This window comes from Sorangium sp. So ce119 (assembly GCF_051524405.1).
Classification (GTDB): domain Bacteria; phylum Myxococcota_A; class Polyangia; order Polyangiales; family Polyangiaceae; genus Sorangium; species Sorangium cellulosum_G.
Map to the genome: position 1 here is coordinate 6753659 of NZ_CP150310.1, position 19918 is coordinate 6773576.

At 71.8% G+C, this 19918-nt stretch carries 16 protein-coding genes; 4 read left to right on the forward strand and 12 right to left on the reverse strand.

The features are described from left to right. Positions 1–20: 20 nt before the first annotated feature. The 3 genes from WME76_RS25445 to WME76_RS25455 all read right to left on the reverse strand — a co-directional run bounded on the left by WME76_RS25445 (position 21) and on the right by WME76_RS25455 (position 2871). Positions 21–1559 carry an NFACT RNA binding domain-containing protein gene (locus WME76_RS25445; RefSeq protein WP_437954872.1) on the reverse strand — a complete coding sequence of 513 codons (1539 nt, stop codon included), beginning with the start codon at positions 1557–1559 and terminating at the stop codon, positions 21–23. 21 nt (positions 1560–1580) lie between these two features. Beyond that, positions 1581–2300 carry a hypothetical protein gene (locus tag WME76_RS25450; RefSeq protein WP_437954873.1) on the reverse strand — a complete coding sequence of 240 codons (720 nt, stop codon included), beginning with the start codon at positions 2298–2300 and terminating at the stop codon, positions 1581–1583. Between the two features lie 133 nt (positions 2301–2433). Further along, complete coding sequence (locus tag WME76_RS25455) at positions 2434–2871, reverse strand: hypothetical protein (RefSeq protein ID WP_437954874.1); 438 nt, start codon at positions 2869–2871, stop codon at positions 2434–2436. 92 nt (positions 2872–2963) lie between these two features. Here WME76_RS25455 and WME76_RS25460 point away from each other — a divergent pair, with 92 nt between their 5' ends. Continuing rightward, a complete protein-coding gene (locus WME76_RS25460; RefSeq protein ID WP_437954875.1) occupies positions 2964–3707 on the forward strand; it encodes a formylglycine-generating enzyme family protein in 744 nt (247 codons plus the stop codon). A gap of 12 nt (positions 3708–3719) precedes the next feature. Here WME76_RS25460 and WME76_RS25465 read toward each other — a convergent pair whose 3' ends face one another. Both WME76_RS25465 and WME76_RS25470 read right to left on the reverse strand, forming a co-directional pair. Next, positions 3720–4346 (reverse strand): glutathione S-transferase family protein, encoded by a 627-nt coding sequence (locus WME76_RS25465; RefSeq protein ID WP_437954876.1) that lies wholly within the window; start codon positions 4344–4346, stop codon positions 3720–3722. A 106-nt stretch (positions 4347–4452) separates the two neighbouring features. Further along, positions 4453–6711, reverse strand: coding sequence for a 5'-nucleotidase C-terminal domain-containing protein (locus WME76_RS25470; protein WP_437954877.1), 2259 nt, complete (start codon positions 6709–6711; stop codon positions 4453–4455). Between the two features lie 166 nt (positions 6712–6877). On the opposite strand from WME76_RS25470, the gene WME76_RS25475 reads away from it, so the two are divergent. Beyond that, on the forward strand, positions 6878–7642 hold the full coding sequence (locus WME76_RS25475) for a zinc-dependent peptidase (protein ID WP_437954878.1): 765 nt from the start codon (positions 6878–6880) through the stop codon (positions 7640–7642). Between the two features lie 88 nt (positions 7643–7730). Here WME76_RS25475 and WME76_RS25480 read toward each other — a convergent pair whose 3' ends face one another. From WME76_RS25480 to WME76_RS25495, 4 genes are all read right to left on the reverse strand, one after another. After that, the gene (locus tag WME76_RS25480) at positions 7731–10637 is read right to left on the reverse strand and encodes a biotin/lipoyl-containing protein (RefSeq protein ID WP_437954879.1); all 2907 of its coding nucleotides are present in this window, start codon (positions 10635–10637) and stop codon (positions 7731–7733) included. 2 nt (positions 10638–10639) lie between these two features. Further along, on the reverse strand, positions 10640–12373 hold the full coding sequence (locus WME76_RS25485) for an acyl-CoA carboxylase subunit beta (protein WP_437954880.1): 1734 nt from the start codon (positions 12371–12373) through the stop codon (positions 10640–10642). A gap of 96 nt (positions 12374–12469) precedes the next feature. Beyond that, positions 12470–14380 carry a GNAT family N-acetyltransferase gene (locus WME76_RS25490; protein WP_437954881.1) on the reverse strand — a complete coding sequence of 637 codons (1911 nt, stop codon included), beginning with the start codon at positions 14378–14380 and terminating at the stop codon, positions 12470–12472. 99 nt (positions 14381–14479) lie between these two features. Then, a complete protein-coding gene (locus tag WME76_RS25495; protein WP_437954882.1) occupies positions 14480–14890 on the reverse strand; it encodes a CBS domain-containing protein in 411 nt (136 codons plus the stop codon). Positions 14891–15122: 232 nt separating this feature from the next. Here WME76_RS25495 and WME76_RS25500 point away from each other — a divergent pair, with 232 nt between their 5' ends. Next, entirely contained in the window at positions 15123–15842 is a 720-nt protein-coding gene (locus tag WME76_RS25500; protein ID WP_437954883.1) for a hypothetical protein, read from the forward strand. 75 nt (positions 15843–15917) lie between these two features. Here the strand turns inward: WME76_RS25500 and WME76_RS25505 are convergent, their stop codons facing one another. Both WME76_RS25505 and WME76_RS25510 read right to left on the reverse strand, forming a co-directional pair. Further along, on the reverse strand, positions 15918–18395 hold the full coding sequence (locus WME76_RS25505; RefSeq protein WP_437954884.1) for an SGNH/GDSL hydrolase family protein: 2478 nt from the start codon (positions 18393–18395) through the stop codon (positions 15918–15920). Positions 18396–18807: 412 nt separating this feature from the next. Then, positions 18808–18951: a hypothetical protein gene (locus WME76_RS25510; protein ID WP_437962240.1), complete on the reverse strand. Its 144-nt coding sequence runs from the start codon at positions 18949–18951 to the stop codon at positions 18808–18810. A gap of 55 nt (positions 18952–19006) precedes the next feature. Between WME76_RS25510 and WME76_RS25515 the strand changes: the two genes are divergently transcribed. Then, positions 19007–19186, forward strand: coding sequence for a hypothetical protein (locus tag WME76_RS25515; protein ID WP_437962241.1), 180 nt, complete (start codon positions 19007–19009; stop codon positions 19184–19186). Positions 19187–19224: 38 nt separating this feature from the next. On the opposite strand, the gene WME76_RS25520 is transcribed toward WME76_RS25515, so the two are convergent. Further along, entirely contained in the window at positions 19225–19797 is a 573-nt protein-coding gene (locus WME76_RS25520; protein ID WP_437954885.1) for an SgcJ/EcaC family oxidoreductase, read from the reverse strand. Positions 19798–19918 lie beyond the last annotated feature (121 nt).

The following is a 19918-nucleotide window of genomic DNA, read 5'->3' on the forward strand; positions in this document are numbered from 1 at the left end:
GTCGCCCCGTGGACCCGGCGTCAGCCCTCGTCCTTTGTCGCGAGCAGCCGCGACAGGCGCTCTGCCTCGATGCGGACGGCGATGACCTTCTCCCGGTCGTACGTCACCGCGCCGGGGGCCGAGCCGCGCGGCTTGCGCACGTAGCGGCGCTGGACGTAGCTCACCTCGCACACCGCCTCGCCGCGCGCGTCGCTGAAGTGCGCCGCCAGCGTCGCCGCGTCCACGAGCACGTCGGCGGGGCAGCTCGCGCCCTTCGGGAGCGGCACGATGACGTGCGACCCCGTGACGCCCTTCGCGTGCAGCCAGAGGTCGTGCGGCCGCGCGTGCTTCGTCGTCAGCGCGTCGTTGTCCTCGGCGCCCCGGCCGACGAGGATCGCGGCGCCGGACGCGCTCCGGTACGCGTGGAACGGCAGCCGCGGGGCAGCCCGCCCCGCCCGGGCGCCGCGGGCGCCGTGGGCCCCGGACGCGCCCGGCTCGGCGGCGCCGCCCGCGGCGCCCACCCCGGCGAGCTCCGCGCGCGAGACGCCGAGCGAGCGCGCGCGCTGCGCGAGCGGCTCGAGCGCCTCGGGCCGCGCCTCCGCCGCCGCGACGTCCGCCTCGAGCGCGGCGACCGCCTCGAGGGCGCGCTCGGTCTCGACGAGGCGCGCGCGCATCACCGCCTCGCCGCGCTGGTAGCGCCGCGCCTTCGCGAAGAAGGCCTCGGCCTGCGCCTTCGCGGGGCGCGCCGGGTCGAGCGCGACCTCGATCGTGCCGCCCGTCTCCCAGTCGTCGAGCAGCGCCCTGGCGGCGCCCCGCGGCACCCGCGCGCCCTGCGCGAGCAGGAGCTGCCCCGTCTTCTGGAGGCGCGCGACGCTCCCCAGCCGCCCGAGATCGCCGCGCACCGCCTCGGCCCGGCGCTCGAGCGCCGCGCGCCGCGTCTTCACCGCGCGCGCGAGCGCCGCCTTCTCCTGCGCGGCGGCCGCGGCGTCGCTCGCCTCGACCAGCGCCGCGCCGGCGGCCAGCGGATCCGCCGGGTAGGCGACCTCCGCCGGCGGGTCGCCCCCCTGCGGGGGCCAGCGGAGGATCAGGTTGCCGGCGGCGTCGAGCAGCCGCGCCTCGCCGCGGCGCCCCGGCGCGAGCTCCAGCCGCGCCCCCGGCGCGAGCTCCGGCCGAGGCCCCGGCGCGAGCTCCGGCCGGCCCCCTGGCCCGCGCGCCGCCTCGGCCTCGATTTCGTCCTCACCATCTTTTTCCCCCGGCAGCGGTTCTCCCGCCACCACGGCGATCCCGTCGCGCCGCACCTCGATGGCCAGCACGCTGCGGCCGACGAGGTGCGCCCGCATCGCGGCGACCAGCGGGTGCGAGGCGCCGGCGCGGAGCCTCGGCGCCCGCGGCAGGACCCCTGCCCCGGCCACGCGCGGCCCGATGCCGGCGCCGAGCACGCGCCGCGCCCCGGCGTACACCGCGAGCGCGACGAGCCCCGTCGCGGGGTTCGCGTGCGCCGCGTCGATCCGCGCGCCCACCCAGCCCGCGAGCGCCTCGGCGAGCGCCCCGCCCTGCCCGCTCCCCTGCTCGTCCTCCATGGCGAACGCCGCGCGCGCCCCTCAGCGGAGCTCTTCGAAGATCGGCCCGCAACAGCCTTCGGCGAGACCGCACGCGGGGCCGAAGTCGTCGCAGGCGAGCACCTCCGTGCCGTCGACGAAGCAGGAGCAGACGACCCCCATGGGCCCGCTGGGGCGGCACTCGGCAGCGACGTTCACGCCCGAGCACGAGCCCTTGCAATGGCAGGTCCTGTCGCCGCCGCCGGCGCACGCGAGCGGCTCGCAGCCGGATCCGGAGCCGGACGCGCACATGGCATACCGCTGCAGGTCCGGCTGGCACGCGGCCGGGATGAGGTCGCACCGGCTCGCGCTGGGCATCGCGCACTCGAAGACCGGGACGAGCAGGTCGTTGCACTCGGGCGCCTCGGCGAGCTGCCGGTCGCACTCCGCGACGCAGCCGTCCGGCGACACCGGCGCGCAGTTCTCCTCGACGAGCTCGCAATAGCCCATGCACATGGACCAGGCGTCGCCGCCGCCCACCCCCGTGGACGAGCTCGTCACCGCCGAGGTGGTCGTCCAGCCCGCGCTGGTGCTGGTCACGCCGACGCCGACCGCGCTGGCGCTGGTCACGCCGACGCCGACGCTGACCGCGCTGGCGCTGGTCGCGCCCGCGCCTCCCGATCCGTCGGGCATCCCGTCGACGACGACGTGACCACCGCAGGCGCTCCCCCAGGTCAGGGCGGCGAGCGCAGCAAGGCGCGTCCCGAGCCGCGAGTTCTCCATGGGACGCGAGACTACCCCAGGTGCGCGCTCCGGCGCGAGCGCGTCATGAGCTCGGCGAGGCGTCGGCTCGACGCGGGCCGCCGCGCCCGCGCGGACGCCGGGCCCCCGCGCCGCCGGCGCGCTCGGTGTCCGATCAGTCGGCGCCGAACACGCACTCCTCGTACGCGGACACGAGCACCGAGCACTCGCGCGCGGGGAAGTCGCACTGCTCCACCGTGGTCCTCGCGCACTCGAAGACCGGTACGAGGAGCTCGTGGCACTCCGGCGCCTGGGACAGCAGCGTCCCGCAGAACGCGCTGCACTCGCCCAGGTCCCGCGGGCACGTCGCCGCGACCAGCTCGCAGTAGGACAGGCAGGTCGTCGCCAGGTCGCCGCCGCCCGCGCCGGTGGTGCTCGCCGAGGCCGAGGTGTTCGCCCAGCTCGCGCTGGTGCTCGTCGCGGCGCTGCTCGCCGCGCCCGCGCCTCCCGACCCGTCGGGCGTCCCGTCGACGACGACGTGGCCGCCGCAGGCGCTCCCCCAGGCCAGGGCGGCGAGCGCAGCAAGGCGCGTCCCGAACCACGTTATTTCCATGCCGCGAGACTACCCCAGGTGCGCGCTCCGGCGCGACGGCGACGCGCGCAGCCCCTCGTGCGCCGCGCGGCTTTGCGATAGAGAGCCGCCGCGTGCTCCTCGATCTCCTGCTCGCCCCGCTGCTCGCCCAGGCCGACCCGCCGCCCCGACCGGGGGCCGCGGCGCCTTGCCCGCCCGACATGGTGCTCGTCGAGGGCACGCACCACGAGAACGTGCAGCGGATCTGCACGAGCTACCGCGGCGGCCATTGCTACAGCTTCTTCCCCGGGCTGTTCGCGGCCGAGCCGCGCTTCACGCCGGTGCGCACGTGCATGGACCGCCACGAGTGGCCGAACCGCGCGGGCGCGCTGCCCGTCGTGATGCTCCGCTACGTGGAGGCCGAGCGCGAGTGCGCCGCCGCCGGCAAGCGCCTCTGCACCGAGTTCGAGTGGGAGCTCGCGTGCGAGGGGCCGTCCGCGCTCCCCTTCCCCTACGGGTACGCGCAGGACCCGGCCGCCTGCAACGTGAGCAAGCCGTACCGAGGGATCAGCGAGCGGCGGCTCGCGTCGAACGACCCGGCCGTGCGCGCCGCCGAGACGCAGCGGCTCTGGCAGGGCGAGCCGTCGGGCTCGTATCCGGCGTGCGTGAGCCCGTACGGCGTCGTCGATCTCGTCGGCAACGTGGAAGAGTGGGTGTCGACGTCGCGACCCGAGTGGCCCCATCCGTCGTCGCTCAAGGGCGGCTACTGGTCCAAGCCGTGGGCGGGGTGCCGCGGCACCAACGACTCGCACGGCCCGATGTTCCGGTTCTACGAGATCGGGTTTCGCTGCTGCAAGGAGCCCGGCGCGGGGCCGTGAGGCCCGCGGGCGTCAGCCGCCGAAGTTGCGCGCGATCACCGGGGCGACGCCCGGATGGGCCTCGGCGCGCTCGGCCGCGGCGACGGCGCGCGGCGCCACCTCGCGGAGGCGATCCCGGCCCGGGCGCCAGCGCGAGAGCATGGAGGCATAGACATCGAGCACGCTCATCCGATCTCCGAGGAAGAAGGGACCCGGCCCGAAGCTCGCCTCGATCGTGCTCCAGCACTTCAGCGTGCGCTGCACGGTGGCCTCCTTGAGCTCGTCCTGCGCCGCCTTGCCCTTCACCCACCGCTCGGGGAAATCGCCCACCGTGTACATGGGATAGATAGCCGACGGAAAATAAACGAGCTGTCGAAGGAATGCGGCGCGCTTCGGGTCGCCGGGGGGCGGCGCGAGATCCGTGTCCGGGTGACGCTCCAGCAGCCAGAGGAGGATCGCCACGGTCTCGGTCATGACCGTGCCGTCCTCGAGCACGACCGTCGGCACCTGGAGCAGCGGGTTCAGCGCCCGTAACGACTCGACGGCAGGCCCGGACTCCCAGGGCGCCACCTCGATGAATTTGTATTCCTCGCCGAGCAGCTTGCAGACCGCCTCGATCACCGTCGAGCCGCACCCCTTGCACCCGTAGATCGTCACCATCGCAACGCACCTCCGTCCGGTGGGCACCTCCATAGCAGCGCCGCGCACCGCTGTGCAGCCGTCGATCGGACCGCGCGTCCGGATCAGGGATCTCCCGAAAGGACGACTACATCGACGAAGGCATGCTCAGATCGACGGCGTAGACCGAGAGCATCTTGCCGCTGCCGTCGTCCTGCGCGAGCAGCGAGATGTTGGTCAGCCCGGCGGCCTCCGCCTTCGGGAGCGCGCCCTGCGCCGAGGTGAAGGTCACGGGGCCAGCGGTCGAGACCTCGGCGAAGCGCCAGCTCCGGTCGGAGCCGTTCGCGGCCCGCGTGAGGCTCCCGATCTCCTTGATGTACGCGATGAGCACGTCGCGGTTCGTGTCCGGCGCGGCGAAGATCGTCTTCGAGCCGTCGAGTCCAGGGAAGCCACCGCCGCCGCTCGCGCGGTAGTTGTTCGTCGCCACGACGAACTCCGCGGCCGGATCCATGGGCTCCCCGTTCCACAGGAGATTCTTGATCCGGCCGCTGGCCTTCATCCCCATGGGCGGGAGCGGCTGCGTCACGTCGATCTCGTACGAGATCCGCCGGTCCGTGAACATATCGAAGTTGTAGCCGGGCATCCCGACGTTGATGAGCGGCTGCGGGTCCGTCGCGCTCGGGTCGATCTGGTTGAAGCGCGTCGCGGCCCTCTCCAGCCAGTCGAGGATGTCGGCGCCGGTCACCTTCACCGCCTGGAGCGTGTTCGCGTAGAGATAGAGGTCGGCCGCGTTGTTGATCGCGATGCCCCCCGCCGGCACGCCGGTGTAATCGTTGCCGCCCTGGAAGCCGGACTTGAACGGCGCGCTCACCGAGAGCACGGGGAGCGCCGCGAACTGCGGCAGGTTCTGCTCGATGTAGCGGGCGACGTAGTCCGCCTGGGCCTGGTTGACGATCTGGATCGCGCTGACGTCGCCCACGTCGGCGAACGCCGTCGACATCTCGAAATCGCTCGTGCCGATGGGCGTCTTGACGTAATCGATCGCCGCCTGGTGCTCGGCCTCGAGGAGCGGCGCGATGGCGGGGTCGGCCTCGACGAAGACCTTCGCCTTGTCCGGCTGCTCGGCGCACAGCGTCGCGAACGCGCACGGCGCGCCCGTGCGCCAGCGCTCCATCGCGTCGCACGCCTCGGGCAGCCCGCCCTTGCAGCTCGTCGCGATCGGCCGCGCCTCGACGACGGTCTTCGCCTTGTCGACCGTCCAGCGCTCGCCGTCGTGGAGCAGCCCCATCTTGATGACGCCGAGGTGCTGGCCCCAGAAGCCCGGCATGACCGCGGGGACGCCGGCGACCGTGCCCGCGTCCTTGTCGACCTCCGGCAGGCTGAACTGGGACACCGTGCTGCTCGGGTTGGGGAAGATCTGGTGCGAGTGGCCCATGAGCACCGCGTCGATGCCGGACACGTGGGCGAGGTGCCACGCCTGGTTCTCGAGGGTCGGCGTGTACGGCGCGTCGTCGAGCCCACCATGGATGATGCCGACGACGAGCTCGGCCCCCCTGGCGCGGAGATCGTCGACCAGCGGGGCCGCGACCTCGTTCACCCCCTTCGTGAAGACCTTGCCGTCGAGCCACCTCTTGTCCCAGGTCAGGATCGCCGGCGGGGTGATGTGGATGAAGCCGACCTTGAGCTCGCTCTCCACCGTACCGCCGCCCGGCGCCGTCGCCGTGATCGTCTTCGACACGAGGACCGACGGTGGGAAGAGCGTCTCCTCGGTGCTCAGGCTGAAGACGTTGGAGCTCACCTGCGGGAACTCCGGGCCCATGCAGGCGGCCGAGCCCGCGAGATCGTGCCCCTCGACGTCGAACGGCGTGTGGGTCACCTGCGAGAGGAAGTCGAGGCCGTAGTTGAACTCGTGATTGCCGATCCCGCCGACGTCGAACCCGAGGTGGTTCATGGCCTTGTAGATGGCCAGCGTCTCGCCGCACGCGACCGGATCGACGAGCGCCTGATGGTCGGCGAGCACCGTGCCCTGGATGGTGTCGCCGTTATCCACCAGGAGGCTGTTCGGGAGCTCGGCGCGCGCTTGATGGATGAGCGTCGCGGTGCGCTCGAGGCCGATGGATGGATCCGCGACCAGCTTGAAGTAATCGAAGCCGAGGATGTTGGTGTGGAGATCGGTGGTCTCGAGCAGCGCAAAGTCGGCCGTGGCCCCGCTCGGCGTCGCGATCGCTCCCCCCTCGCCGCCTGAACCGCTGGAGCTCGACGACGGCGCGCCGCCGCCGCCGCCCGAGCCGCCGGAGCTGGACGACGGCGCGCCGGCGCCGCCCTCGTCATCGCCGCACGCGGCCATCGCGGTCATGGCCAGGATCGCCGAGGCGATCGCCGCGTACCCTACGAATCGACCCTTCATCCTAAGCTCCTTTCCCGCTGTCGCTCCGGCCGATGCCGCTTCACATGGCGACAGTCACGTCGGAACTGTACGACCAGGTTGTTGCACCCCTCCACGCTCGGATCAAGGGCCTGATTCGCTGCCGAGGGCCGATCCTCGGAGTCGATCGCGGGTAAGATGGGCGCCGATGCTCGCTTTTCTCAGGAGGCGTCGGCGCGCCGCCGTCCGCCGCGCGCCGTTTCCGGCCGCGTGGCGCGCGATCCTCGACCGGAACGTGCCCTGCTTCGGCCGCCTCCCGGCCGAGGACCAGGAGGAGCTGCTCGGGCATATCCAGGTCTTTCTGGCCGAGAAGCGGTTCGAGGGGTGCGGCGGCCTGGAGATCACCGACGAGATCCGGGTCACGGTGGCGGCGCAGGCGTGCCTCCTGCTCCTGCACCGCGAGACCGATTACTACCCAGAGCTCGAGGTCATCCTCGTCTACCCGAGCACCTACGTGGCCCGCGGCCGGGAGGTCCGGGAGGGCGGCGTCGTCGTCGAGGGGGACCACGCGCGGCTCGGGGAGTCGTGGTCGCGCGGCGCGGTCGTGCTCGCGTGGGACGGCGTCCTCGCGGGCGCCGCGGACGTGAGCGACGGGCACAACCTCGTGCTCCACGAGTTCGCGCACCAGCTCGACCAGGAGGACGGCCCCGCCGACGGCGCGCCCGAGCTGCCCGAGCGCTCGATGTACGCGGCGTGGGCGCGCATCCTCGGCCGCGAGTACGAGCGCCTCCTGCGCGACGAGGCGAGCCTCAAGCGCACGGTCATCGATCCCTATGGCGCGACGAACCCGGCCGAGTTCTTCGCGGTCGTCACCGAGGCGTTCTTCGAGAAGCCACGGAAGCTGAGGGCGAAGCACCCGGAGCTCTACGATCAACTGAAGGCCTTCTACCGGCAGGACCCGGCCGGCCGCTGACCCCCGACCGCGGGGCAGAGACCTGGAGCGCGTTGACCGGCGCCGGCGCTGCGTCCGGACGCAGCGCCGCCCCCGGCCACCCGCTCCGTCAGGGCCCCGCCGCGTCGAAGATGGCGTCGACGTACCGCAGGGTCTGCTCGCGCCGGCGGCGCTTGCGCTCCACGGCGTCCTCCTCCACGAGCGCCTCGTCCGGCCTCACCCGGAAGAGCGGCTGTCCCTTCTGCACGATGGTCCCCTCGCCGCCGTCGATGAGCACCTCCTCGATGGTGCCGGAGAACGGCGCGAGCACCTTGTTGAACATCTTCATGACCTCGAGCACGTAGAGCGGCTCGCCCGCGTCGAAATGGCTGCCCTTCGTCACGAAGGGAGGCCGGTCCGGCGCCTCCTGCGCGTAGAACATGCCGCCGGTGACAGCGACGATCTCGTTCGCTCGCATGGCGGGCGGCGGCGCGAGGACCTTGCGCATCCGGGCCGACAGCTCGCGATCGAGCAGGCGCTCGGGGATGGCGACCGTGCCGTCCTCCCGCACCCCGAGCTCGAAGAAGCGCGCGGCCTCCCCCGCGAGGACCAGCGCGTCGAGCAGCTCGAGCCCCGCCTGGAAGCCCAGGTGGGCGCCGCGCACCCGCCGCCAGAGCTCGTCGTCGTGGCCGGGAGGCGCGCTGTCCCGGGACAGGACCTCTCGCAGCGCGGGCCACGACGGCGCGCTGCCCGCCAGGCTCATCCGCTCGCGGAGGCGCCCGTAGAACCCGAGCGCGCGCGAGAGGAGCGCCTGGTCGTGATCCCAGATCACGTGGACCGCGGGGGCGTGCGGCTGCGGCTCCATGTTGAGCAGCCAGTACGTGTCCGCGAGCACCTCGACCGGGTTCTTGAGCCAGCGCACCCGCCCCGACCGGATCTCGAACGACCCCATGTTCCGGCTCAGCCACGCGGACAGGAGGTGCGGCTCCGCGCAGATCCTCTCCACGGGACGGCGCACCAGCGTGTCCTTGAGCGCGAAGATCTTCTTGAGCGCCACCCCCGCCCCGTCGGCGGCCCCGGCCTGCGCCGCGAGCCGCCGCTCGTGGCGGGCGCCGAGCTCGGCCCACATCGCGTCGAGATCGAGGCCCCCGAGCTCCACCGAGAGCAGGCCGACCTGCGTGAGGTACGGGACCACGAAGCGCGTCGTCGGCTTCGCCCACACGTCCCGCGCGAGGAACCAGTGCACGAGCCCGTAATGAAACAGCAGGTTCGTGTGCAGATCGTTGCCGCGCAGGGTGGTCGTGCGCAGGATCTCGCAGAGACGCGAACAGGCCTCCTCGCGAGAGCCGCCATAGGTCACGAGCAGCGCGATGTTGCTGTCGTAGGCGCCGGCGAGCCGGTAATGCATGAACACCCCCGTATCCGGGTTCTTCACGCAGATGCCCTGATCGTCGCGGATCTCGTGCGGGTGCGGATCGCTCCAGGAGACGACAACGCCGCCCGCGTGCGGCTCCAGCGCGCCGTTCGTGGCGTTGAGGCGCGCCTCCACCGCGGAAGCCTCCCTGCGGACGCGGATCGGCCGAGGGAGCCGCTCCCCGTGGCGCGCGAGGAGGACCATGCACTCGATGAGCGACGTCACCTCGAACGCGTCGGCTGGGTCATCGGGGTTCTCGAAGCGGAGCGCATAACAGAGCTCCGACACCCGGTGCTCGACCTGGATCCGGGTGTTGACCTCCATGAAGTAGTGGTGATCGCCCTCGACGATGCACTCGAACGTCGAGGCCGAGTTCAGCCCGACCGCCAGCCCGAACCGCTCCGCCTCGGCCTCCATCCGCGCCAGCGAGGCGAGCTCGCGCTCGAGCGACGCCGCGCGACGGTCGTCGCCGGCCGCGCGGGCCCGCGCGCTCGCCTCGCTCAGCCCCTCCTGCGTCATCGCCACCTCGAGCAGCTTCTGCTCGTGCATCTGCAGCGAGCAGTCGCGCCCGCCCAGCGCCACGCACCACGCGCCGTTGCCGATGAGCTGGATCTCGTTGTGCCGGGTCTCCTCGATGTTGAGCTCGAGCAGGATGTTCTTGTTGTCGCCGACGCCGCCGGCCTTCACCTCCGCGAGGACCTCCCGCGCCAGCGCGGGGACCTCGGCCGCCCGCGCGCGCGCCGCGGCCGCGGGATCCGCCGCGTCGGGCGCGACGCCGGCGAGGAGCCGCTGCCCCTTGCCGCCGCCGCCGCCGATGGCCTTGAGCCGGATCCGCCGCCCCGGGTGGCGGGCGAGGAGCTCGGCCGCGGCCCGCTCGAGCTCGGCGCAGAGCTCGTCCGTCGTGTAGAGATCCACGCGCCGCGCGTACGCGGCCGAGAGCAGCGCGTCGGCCGCCTCGGCGAGCGGGACCTCCCCGGAGCGCCGCGCGCCGTCGATCGACAGGCCGCGCTCGGCCGCGGCCGCGCGGAGCGCCGCGTGATCGGGCCACTTGCGGAGCACGATCCGCCGGGTCGCGTCGTCGACGCCGGGCGTCACGCTGACAGCGCTCGCGAGCGCCGTGCGCTTGGCCTCGTCCTTGAGCCCCGCGGCGCGCTGGACCGACGAGCGAGGGCCGATGAAGACGAGCCCCGCCTCCTCGAGCGTGCGCACGAACTCCTCGTCTTCGGCCATGAAGCCGTACCCCGCGAACACGTGCGTGTAGCCGCCCGCCCGGGCGATCGCGACGATCTCGTGCATCAGCTTGACGCGCTCGTCCTTCGTCGCGCCGGTGTAGTCCTTGACCCGGTGCACGCGCGCGGGGTGGAGGCAGCGCAGCTCGGGCGCCAGCGCGTGCGTGTAGACGATCGAGTCCTTCTCCGAGAGGAGGATCCCGTGGTGCTCGATCCCCATCTGGGCGAAGACATCCATCGCCTCTTTCCGGATCGGGCCCCGGCCGACGATCAGCGGCCGCACGTCCTCGGCGGCGAAGGAGCGCACCCACGCCGAGCTCGATCGGCCGAGCCTGCGGTCCCGCACCACCATCGGATTGCGGTCGTAACCGCGCTTGCTCTCGGACGCACCCATGATCAATGAAACTCCCGCTGAACGCCGACGAACGGCCCTGGCTGGTAATGGCGGAGCAAGAACTCCAGGTTCTCACCGAGCACCGCGCGGAGCTCGCGCGGCATCACGAGCCGCGATATCGACCCCAGGCTGAGCGCCTCGCGCGGGTTCATGAGCTCCCGCTCGTACCGCGCGTTGAGCTCGGCCTCTCTGGCCTTCAGCCACGCCGCGGCCTCGTCGCGCGCCTCGGCCTTCGCCCTCGCCTCGTCCGTGCCGCGGCCGAGCCGCTCCTTGACGCCGGCCTTCTCCCTGGCGCTCGCCTGCGCGCGCGCCTTGCGGAGCTCGTCCTTGTAGACGAACTCCTTGCCGGCGGGCCCCATCACGGCGACGCGCGTCGTGGGGAGCGCCAGGACGACATCCGCGCCGGTCGCGTAGTTGTTGAAGGAGGCGTAGGCGCCGCCGAAGGCGTTGCGCACGAGCAGCAAGATGCGCGGGGTGCGCACGTCGATGATCGCGTCGAGCATCGCCCGGCCGGCCTGCACGATGCCCATCGCCTCCTGCTCCCTGCCGGGGAGGAACCCGGTGGTGTCCTCCATGAAGATGATCGGGATATTGTAGAGGTTGCAGAAGCGGATGAACCGCGCGTTCTTGTAGGCCGCCGCCACGTCGATCTGCCCCGACGCGACAGCGCTGTTGTTCGCCACGAAGCCGACGACGCGCCCGCCGACCCGCCCGAACGCCGTGATCGTGTTGCGCGCGCGCAGCGGCTGCACCTCGAAATAATCGCCGTGATCGCAGATGCGCTGGATGATGATGCTGATATCGAGCGGCGTGCTGTAGCCCGTCGGCGACGAGATCGCCCGGCGGAGCAGCGTGTCGATCTCGGTCGTCTCCCGGTCGAGCGGATCGCTCGTCCGCTGGAACGGCGGGCTCTCGCGGTTGTTGCTCGGCAGGTAGCCGAGCAGGCGGACGGTGGTGCGGAGCGCGCCGACCTCGTCAGGCACCGTGAGATCGGCCACGCCCGAGGCGCCGTGGACCCGCGGGCCGCCGAGCTCGTCGGGCGACACCACCTCGCCCAGGACCGATTTGACGACCGCCGCCCCGGTCAGGCCGAAGAACGTGTCGCCGGGCTGGATGACGAAGCTGCCCTGCCGCGGCAGGTAGGAGCCGCCGCCCGCGTTGAACCCGAACATGCACATGATGCTCGGGACCACGCCGCTGATCTTGCGCAGCGCCGCGAACGCCTCGGCATAACCGTCGAGCCCGCCGACGCCCGCGGGGACGTAGGCGCCGGCGCTGTCGTTGAGGCCGATGAGCGGGATCCCCCGCTCGCCCGCCATGTGGAACAGCCGCGCGAGCTTGCGGCCGTTCGTCGCGTCCATCGACCCGGCGCGGACGGTGAAATCGTGGCCGTACAGCGCGACGTCGCGGCTGCCGATGCGCAGGATCGCCGTGACCAGCGAGGCGCCGTCGAGGTTCGGCCCCCAGTTCTCGAAGAGGACCCGCGGCGGCTCCGGCGTGAGCACCCGGATGCGCTCCCAGATCGTCATCCGGCCTTTGCCGTGCTGCCGGATGATGTTCTCCACGCCCGCCGAGACATACGGCCGCCGCCGGAGCTCCTCGGCCTCCCTCAGCGCGGCGTCGTACGTCGAGGCCGGCTCGGCCGCTTCCCTGGATCGATCGTCGAGCGGATCGTCGAGCGAGGGGACGGGAGCGGAGGGCTTCGCGACGACATCGTTATGGTCAAGGGGAGTCATGGACACGAGATCCATCGTACCCCATGGCAGCATCCGGGGAAGCGTCTCGTGCGCCCGAGCGAGGCGCGCGCCGGCCTCGGCGGCCGACGGGGCGAGTCATGCGTGGCCGGGCCCGGAGCTGCTCGCGCCGGCCTCCGGCGCGCTGGCCGCGCGCGGCTCGAAGTGAGCGGTGATGTGGTAAACACCGGCGTGGAGATCGAGGTTGAGCCGCAGGCCGCTCTTCTCGGCCACCCGCAACATCGCCTTGTTGGTCAGCAGGACGTCGGCCTCGAAACCCGAGATCCCCCGGGCCCTCGCGATCTCGGCCATCCGCCGCATGAGCAAGGTGCCCACCCCCTTGCCCTGCCATTCGTCGCGGACCACGAAGGCGATGTCGGCCAGGTTGTTCTTCGGATCGACGTCGTAGCGGGCCATCCCGAGGATGGTCTCGTGTTCCGGCCCGGCGCAGGCCACGATCGCCATGTTCTGATCGTAATCGAGGTTCACGAGCTGCTGCATCTCCTCGTGAGGGTGCTCCCGTTGGTGGCTCATGAACCGGCGGTGCGCGCTGTCGTCCGAGAGGCGGTAAAAGAGGTCCTGCAGCGCGGCCTCGTCGGAGAGCCGGACGGGCCGGCAGAGCAGCGCCTCGCCCGACGGGAGGCTCGCCGTCCGCGCCTCCTGCCAGGGGTAATCCGCGCGCGAGATGACCTGATCGATGAACACGTAACGGCGCTGCTTGGCCGCGGCGAGGAGATCGGCGCGGTGGTCGGGGTGGGCGATCTCGATGAGCGCGAGCGCCCGCTGCCGGATGTTCCGGCCCCAGAGATCGGCGACGCCGTGCTCCGTCACCACGTAGTGCACGTCCCCGCGGCTCGTCACGATGCCGGCGCCCTGCTCGAGCGCCGGCTGGATCCGGCTGATCTTGCCGTCCTTCGCGGTGGACCGGAGCGCGATGATCGGCTTGCCCCCGCGGCTCCGCGCGGCGCCCCGGATGAAGTCGACCTGGCCCCCGATGCCGGAGAAGAAGCGGCCCATCAGCGTGTCGGCGGCGACCTGGCCGGTCAGATCGACGGCGAGCGCCGCGTTGATGGCGATCATCCTGTCGTTCCTCGCGATCGTGAGCGGATCGTTGGTGAAGGCGGACCCGCGCATCTCGATGACGGGGTTGTCGTGGGCCCAGGCGTACAGGGCGCGGCTCCCGAGGAGGAACGAGGTCACGAGCTTGCCCGGCAGCAGGGTCTTCCTGCGGCTCGTGATCACGCCGCGCTGGAAGAGATCCATCACGCCGTCGGAGAACATCTCGGAGTGGACGCCGAGGTCGCTCCGGTCGACGAGCGCGGCGAGGACGGCGTTCGGGATCTTGCCGATGCCCGTCTGGAGCGTCGCGCCGTCGGGCACGAGCGACGCCACGTGCCGGCCGATGGCGCGGTCGATCTCGTCGAGCGGCTCGCTCGCGCGCTCGGGGAGCTCTCGGTCGACCGGGACGAGGTGCGTGATCCGATCCACGTGCAGGAACGAGTCTCCGTGGGTGCGGGGCATCCGCGGGTTGACCTCGGCGAGGACGAGATCGGCCGAATCGACGGCGGCGCGGACGATATCGACGGAGACGCCGAGGCTGACGAAGCCGTGCGCGTCGGGGGGGCTCACCTGGATGAGGGCCACGTCGATGCGCACCCGACGCGACAGGATCAAGCTCGGGATCTCGGAGAGAAACACCGGCATGAAGTCGGCGCGCCCCTCGTGGACCGCCTCGCGGACGTTCTGGCCGATGAAGAACGCCGTGTGACGGAAGCGCCGCTCGAGCCCGGGACGGACATACGGCGCAGGGCCCTCGGTCATCAGGTGGACGATCTCGTTGTCGACGAGGTGGTCGCCGGACTCGACCATCGCGTTCACGAGGTCGCTCGGCTCCGCGGCGCCCGAGCCCACGAGGATGCGTCGCCCGCGCGGGATCGCGCGGATGGCCGCCTCGGCGGTCGTGATCTTGTCGGCGTAACGCGCCCGCCAGTCCGCGACGTTCTGCTGCATCGTGTGCCTTCTTCCCGTGCTCTCGATCGGTGGGTGTCTCTGCGGACGCCGGGACCGGCGACCGCTGCGCCGACCGCCGCGTCGCGCCGGGCGAGCTCGCTAGGCGGTCTCTTGCCCGGTGAGCAGCGCCGCCAGCACGGCCAGCGCATCGGTCGTGGTGAAGACGCCGACGACGTGCTCGCCCTTCAGCACCACCGCCGAGCCGTACTTGTGCTCGGCCATCTCGCGGACCACCTCGGAGAGCGGCGCGTCCGGCGCGACGGCGTACGGGCTCGGCGACATGGCCTCGCTGACGAGGAGATCATCTCCATCCTCCTCCTTGAGCGTCTCTATCCAGTAGATGTCCCGCTCGGAGATCATGCCGACCAGCCGGCCGCCGCGCAGCACCGGCAGGTGCCGGACGCGGTGACCGCGCATGAGCGAGCGAGCGAGGCCGACCTTCTGATCGGCGCCGATCGAGTGCGGGCTCCTGGTCATGCAGTCCTGGATGCGAAGAGTGGAAGTGCTCATGAGGCCTCCGCCGGCGCTGGGCGTCCGTGATGGCCCAGAGGGTTTGCAAGACGCGGACCACTGGACGAGCCCGGCGGTCGCGGTGCCCTCGTCACCGCGGCTCGGCGCGTGACCGGCCCGCGCGCTCGCAGCGGTTGCGCGCGAGCGCAAGCCCTTCGCCGGGCCGGATCGCGCGCCGCTGCTCGAGCCGCCGTCGATCCGCTGACGATCATGGTATCTCTCTGCCCCCTCGATGGCCCGAAAGCGCAAAGGCAAATCCCGCAAGGGCGGCGCGTCCGCCGCGCCGCCCGTATCCGCCGCGCCGGCCGCGAGGCGCGTGCGCGCCTTCCGCCTTCGCCTCGACCTCGCCGGCCTGGAGATCGCCTCCGGCCACGACGGTCTCCTCCGCGGCGCGCCCGAGCCTGTCCTCCTCCTCGCCGCATACCTCCTCTTCCCCGCGGATCCGAGCGCCCCGGCCGGCCTCACGCCCCCTCGCCCCCTCGGCCGCACCCTCGTCCGTTTCAACGCGCCGCAGGGCCGCTTCCCCACGGTGGTCACCCTGCGCGCGCCCGTCGCGTTCAAGGCCCGCGCGCGCGGCCGCGAGGGCGACCGTATCCTCCTCCTCGCCCTCGCCGTCGAGGAGGACACCGGCAAGGAGGTCGAGCGGCTCTATGCCCACCTCGCCGACGCAAAGCACCTTCGCCTCTGGGACCTCGAGGCGGGCGTCCCCTCCCCGTCGACCCCGGCCGAGCTCATCGCCGCCCCGTACCTGCGAGAGCCCGCGACGCCCGTCCGGGTCGGCGTGCTCGACGACGGCGGCGATCTTCGCGACACCTGTCGCGGCGACGATTTCGTCGGCGCGTGCGCGGCCATCGTCTCGACGGCCCGCCACGAGGACGCGCTCCGCTTCCACTTCGTCTCGGCCGACGGCCGCAACGACTGGACCGCCGTGACCGCCGTCAGCGTCGACTGAGCGCCGCCGCCGCGGCGGCCGGGTCGTCCCGTGTCGCGCCGCTCGCCGGCGCCCCGCGGCCGGCTGCGCGTGTCGCTAGAACCTGTACTTCTGGCGCCACCGCGCGGTGAGACAGGCGATCTCGTCATCGGACGGCCGACCACCGAACAGCGCGGCGGCGAGGTGACGGCCGTCCGACGCCCACCCGTCGACGCGATCGAGCCCGAACCATATCCCGGTGAGCGGGGCGTTGCTCAGGGTACCGGTGACCGCCGCCACGCCGTCGACGTAAAGCCGACTGTTCGCCCCGTCGACGACAGCGACGTAGACGTGCGGCGCCGTCGCGACGACGCCATTCGCGTCGAGCTGAAACGTCCCGTCGGCCACCGACATCCTCGTCGAGCTCGTCGAGTACAGGAGAACGCCGTCTCCAGCGGATTGCCGCCCCACGAGCGCGCGGGAGGGCGTCATCGACCCGAGCGTCGCGACAACCGCCACGGCATAGGGCGCCGTGAGGTTGAGCCCCAGCAGACGCATTCCCTGCTGGGGTGCCCAGAGCACTCCAGGCTGATCGCTGAGACCGACAGCGTCGTACCGACCGGCGTACGCGGCCGATTCGACCCCCAGGTGGTTCCCGTTGCCCGAGAGGTCGGCCCAGCTCGCGGGGCGGACGTTCCACGTGTAGACGACGTTGTTCGCGTAGGCGATGCCCGTTGGCATCGTCAGCGTGAGACCGGTCCCGGGGAGCGGCACGCTCGCGCCGAGCGGGACATCGATCTCCTCCCAGTACCGGCCCTCGTCGATGGACCACCGCAGCCGGGAGTTCGGCGGCACGCCCGCGGTCGTCACCTCGACGCGCAGACGGAAGGCGCGCGTGGCCGTCCCCGAGATGGTCACCGCGGGCGGGGTGTTGCCCGTCGCGGTCACGCTGGACATCTCACCACCGCCGAGGCCCGCGTCGGCTTCCCACCACCCGACGAGGGAGCTTATCCGCCTTGGCGAGTACGGGTGAAGCTCGCCCATCGCCAGCGCGACGCAATGCTCCTGCGCGCGGTCGTTCGGATGCACGCCGTCGGCCGTGAACTGCGCCGCCTCGGCCCTTGTCCACGCGGAGGCCCAGTCCTGGATCTTGACGTAGTCCCTCCCCGTCACGAGAGCGCGCTGGAGCGCCCGGAGGTCGTTCCATGAGCCGCCCGCGACGTCGGGCTCGTTCACCTCGCGCGTGATCGTCGGGACGATGATCGTGAGATCGGGCAGCAGCTCGTGGCAGGCGTCGCAGAGGTTGCCGAGCTGCGTCGCCAGGTTCTGGATCGTACCCAAGGTCTGGCCGGCGAGGTCGTTCCGACCGATCTGGAGCCATAGCCGCGCCGGATGGTGCCGGACGAGCTCGCGGGCCAGCGGCTTGCACGCCGCCACGGTCAGCCCGGTGCCTGTCTTCGCGGCCAGGTACCACCCGCCGGCCGCGTACGTGATGAGCGAGACGCCGCGCTCGTGGAGCTGGAAGTGCATCGAGTTGCTCCCGACATAGGAGGAGTAGTACCCTGTTCCCTTCGAGTCGCCGAACAGGATGTCAGGGCGCGCCGCCGGCGGTCGCAGGACGTCGAGCCGTGCGTCGGCGGGCACGTACAGGGCAGACAGGTACGCGCCCCGATGCTCTCTCGCGGGCGAGGGGAGGGACGTGTAGAGCTGGGGGCCGGCGTGAGCCACCACCTCGCGGTCGGCGCGGCGCCCGGACGGGATCCGGATCTCGTGATAGCTCACCCGATCTCTCGTGACCGGCAGCGGAGGGTCGAGCGGCTCGCTGTCCACGAACACAGAAGGCCTCCCCCGGTCCCCGAGCCCTCGGTTCGCGGTGTCGTAGATCTCGACAGCCAGCATCGTGGCGGACGTGCGGAAGCGCATGCTCGCGAACGACGTGTGCATCGCGAAGCGAGGGTTTGGCCACAAGGCCGGATCCTCGTGGCGGACCTCGTTCGAGTCGTGCAGCAGGCTGGGATGCGCGTCGATCCGCACGAACGGGGCGGCGAAGATCCCCGACGTAGCGACCGGGCGGACCCGGATCCGGTCGCAGAGAAACGTCGCCTGTCCAGCAAAGCACACAGCGAGGCGCGTCCAGTACTGCACGCCCGGGGTCACCGCGATCGCCGGCGTGGCCACGTGGGCGATCGCGCTCGTGGGCGTGAACGACGTCGCGTGGAGGACGTTCGTCCTGGTGCTGTCGAGCAGCTGGAGCGCGAAGTCCGGCGACGACGACACGCCGGGAGGGAGCTGCACTCCATCGAGCCCGAGGATCACGCTCGAGACGCCGGGCGGGCACGTCCAGGGGCGCTCCAGGTACCCGCCGTCGGCGCACAGCGCGTCGTGATTCACCCAGTAGCGTCGTCCGTGCCCGGAGTGGCCCGCGTGCTCGTGGAGCTGGAGGACGCGCGGAGCGCGCGCCCACGCCGACACCTTCCATGCCGTCGAGTGGAGGCGGCCAGAGACGAGTGAATTGAGGTCCGAGAACGCGGCCGATACGGGACCAAGCCGCGTCAGGACACCACCGAAAGGATTTTCGATGTCCATGTTGTTCATGACGTTTCCCCAGGATGATAGTGACGCAGACCAGCCCGACCCAGGCTTTGATCCGACCCGGTCGGCGTTCCGCTCTGCACCCGTCGACAAGCGCGCTTCCCGCACGGAGACCCTCGCGAGAGCGCGGAAGTAGCTTGTCTTATATCACCCTGAACGTCGAACCAGTACTCAAAAAAGGACGCTCGGACTCGCTCTCTATCCTGGAGTTGATGCTTGCGAGACGTCGTGGATCGCGCGGCGGGGCGGTGAGCACCCTGGACGCCTGCGCAACGACATCGACCGGAGCATGCGTCCCCCGAAACCCAGGTGCCCCCCCCTCGCGCCTGCCGCCGCAGGGCGCACGATGGGCTCCTCACCCTGCGGGCGCGCTGACCTCCGGACGTTCCTTGCCCGAGGCCTTGCCCGGCCGCGCTCACTGGATGGTCGAGTCGGTCACGGTGATGGGGGTGTCGCCGTGGTTCGAGATCTGCGGGTATGTCGGGGACCACGAGCCGCCGAGGTTGCCCGTGATCACCGACCGGTCGATCACGATGTTCCCCGAGTGGTCGTTGCTCACGGAGAAGATCTCGATGAAGGTGAGGTTCTGGACCGTCAGGCGCGGGTGATCCTGGTTGTCGCAGTTCGGCGTCGTCCAGACCGATCTGCGCGACACCTGCCGCGACGACGACTTCGTCGGCGCCCGCGCGGCCATCGTCTCGACCGCCCGCCACGAGGACGCGCTGCGCTTCCACTTCGTCTCCGCCGACGGCCGCAACGACTGGACCGCCGTGACCACCGTCAGCGTCGATTGAGGCCGTCGAGCGCCGCGCGAGGCGCGACCGGCGAGCGACTACAGCGCCGGGCTGGCCGGCGCGCCCATGCTGCGCACCGCGCGGAAGGCGTCGGCGGTGGCCTGCGTGTTCTGCGTCGTCACGATCCGGAGCCGGTCCCCCTCGCGCCGCGCGACGTGCACCAGGATGCCCTGCATGTCGGGCACCGGCTTGCCGTCGGGGGTGACGACGCCCGTCAGCTCCCAGGCCCAGCGGACGACCGCGATCTCCGGCGCGACGAAGCGCGTCTCGACACGCACGCTGGTCAGGCGGCTCTGGCGGAAGACGGTCTCGTGAATTCCGACATGGTTCTTCCGGATCTCCGGCCGCCCGTGCCACCACATCCCGAAGATGTTCACGAAGTCCGCGTCCTCGGCCTGCAGCGCCGAGAACGCATCCATGTCGTGCCGGTTCCATGTATCGCAGAAGGCAGCGGCGAGCTGCTCTCCCAGCGCCTGCTGCGCGCGCGCATCGGGCAACGCAGCGGAGGCGGCCGGCGCGGGCGCCGCCGCGACGGGCGCCGCCGGCGCGGCGGGCGGCGGCGAGGCCGGGGCGCACGCGAGGGCCAGGAGCGGCAAAGCCGCGGCAAGCAAGGGTCGAATCATGAAGCGCCATTACATCGAGATGGCGCGAGGCGTCAACCGGCGCGCGCGTCGCGCGCTGCGGGCCGTGGCCTCGTGATCATCGATCGAGAAGGGCCCAGCGCGAGGCGCT

Bases quoted from the DNA above. Each gene is read 5' to 3' on its own strand.
- WME76_RS25445 (WP_437954872.1), bottom strand. From the start codon at position 1,559: ATGGAGGACGAGCAGGGGAGCGGGCAGGGCGGGGCGCTCGCCGAGGCG.
- WME76_RS25450 (WP_437954873.1), bottom strand. From the start codon at position 2,300: ATGGAGAACTCGCGGCTCGGGACGCGCCTTGCTGCGCTCGCCGCCCTG.
- WME76_RS25455 (WP_437954874.1), bottom strand. From the start codon at position 2,871: ATGGAAATAACGTGGTTCGGGACGCGCCTTGCTGCGCTCGCCGCCCTG.
- WME76_RS25465 (WP_437954876.1), bottom strand. From the start codon at position 4,346: ATGGTGACGATCTACGGGTGCAAGGGGTGCGGCTCGACGGTGATCGAG.
- WME76_RS25470 (WP_437954877.1), bottom strand. From the start codon at position 6,711: ATGAAGGGTCGATTCGTAGGGTACGCGGCGATCGCCTCGGCGATCCTG.
- WME76_RS25475 (WP_437954878.1), top strand. From the start codon at position 6,878: ATGCTCGCTTTTCTCAGGAGGCGTCGGCGCGCCGCCGTCCGCCGCGCG.
- WME76_RS25480 (WP_437954879.1), bottom strand. From the start codon at position 10,637: ATGGGTGCGTCCGAGAGCAAGCGCGGTTACGACCGCAATCCGATGGTG.
- WME76_RS25485 (WP_437954880.1), bottom strand. From the start codon at position 12,373: ATGACTCCCCTTGACCATAACGATGTCGTCGCGAAGCCCTCCGCTCCC.
- WME76_RS25490 (WP_437954881.1), bottom strand. From the start codon at position 14,380: ATGCAGCAGAACGTCGCGGACTGGCGGGCGCGTTACGCCGACAAGATC.
- WME76_RS25495 (WP_437954882.1), bottom strand. From the start codon at position 14,890: ATGAGCACTTCCACTCTTCGCATCCAGGACTGCATGACCAGGAGCCCG.
- WME76_RS25500 (WP_437954883.1), top strand. From the start codon at position 15,123: ATGGCCCGAAAGCGCAAAGGCAAATCCCGCAAGGGCGGCGCGTCCGCC.
- WME76_RS25505 (WP_437954884.1), bottom strand. From the start codon at position 18,395: ATGAACAACATGGACATCGAAAATCCTTTCGGTGGTGTCCTGACGCGG.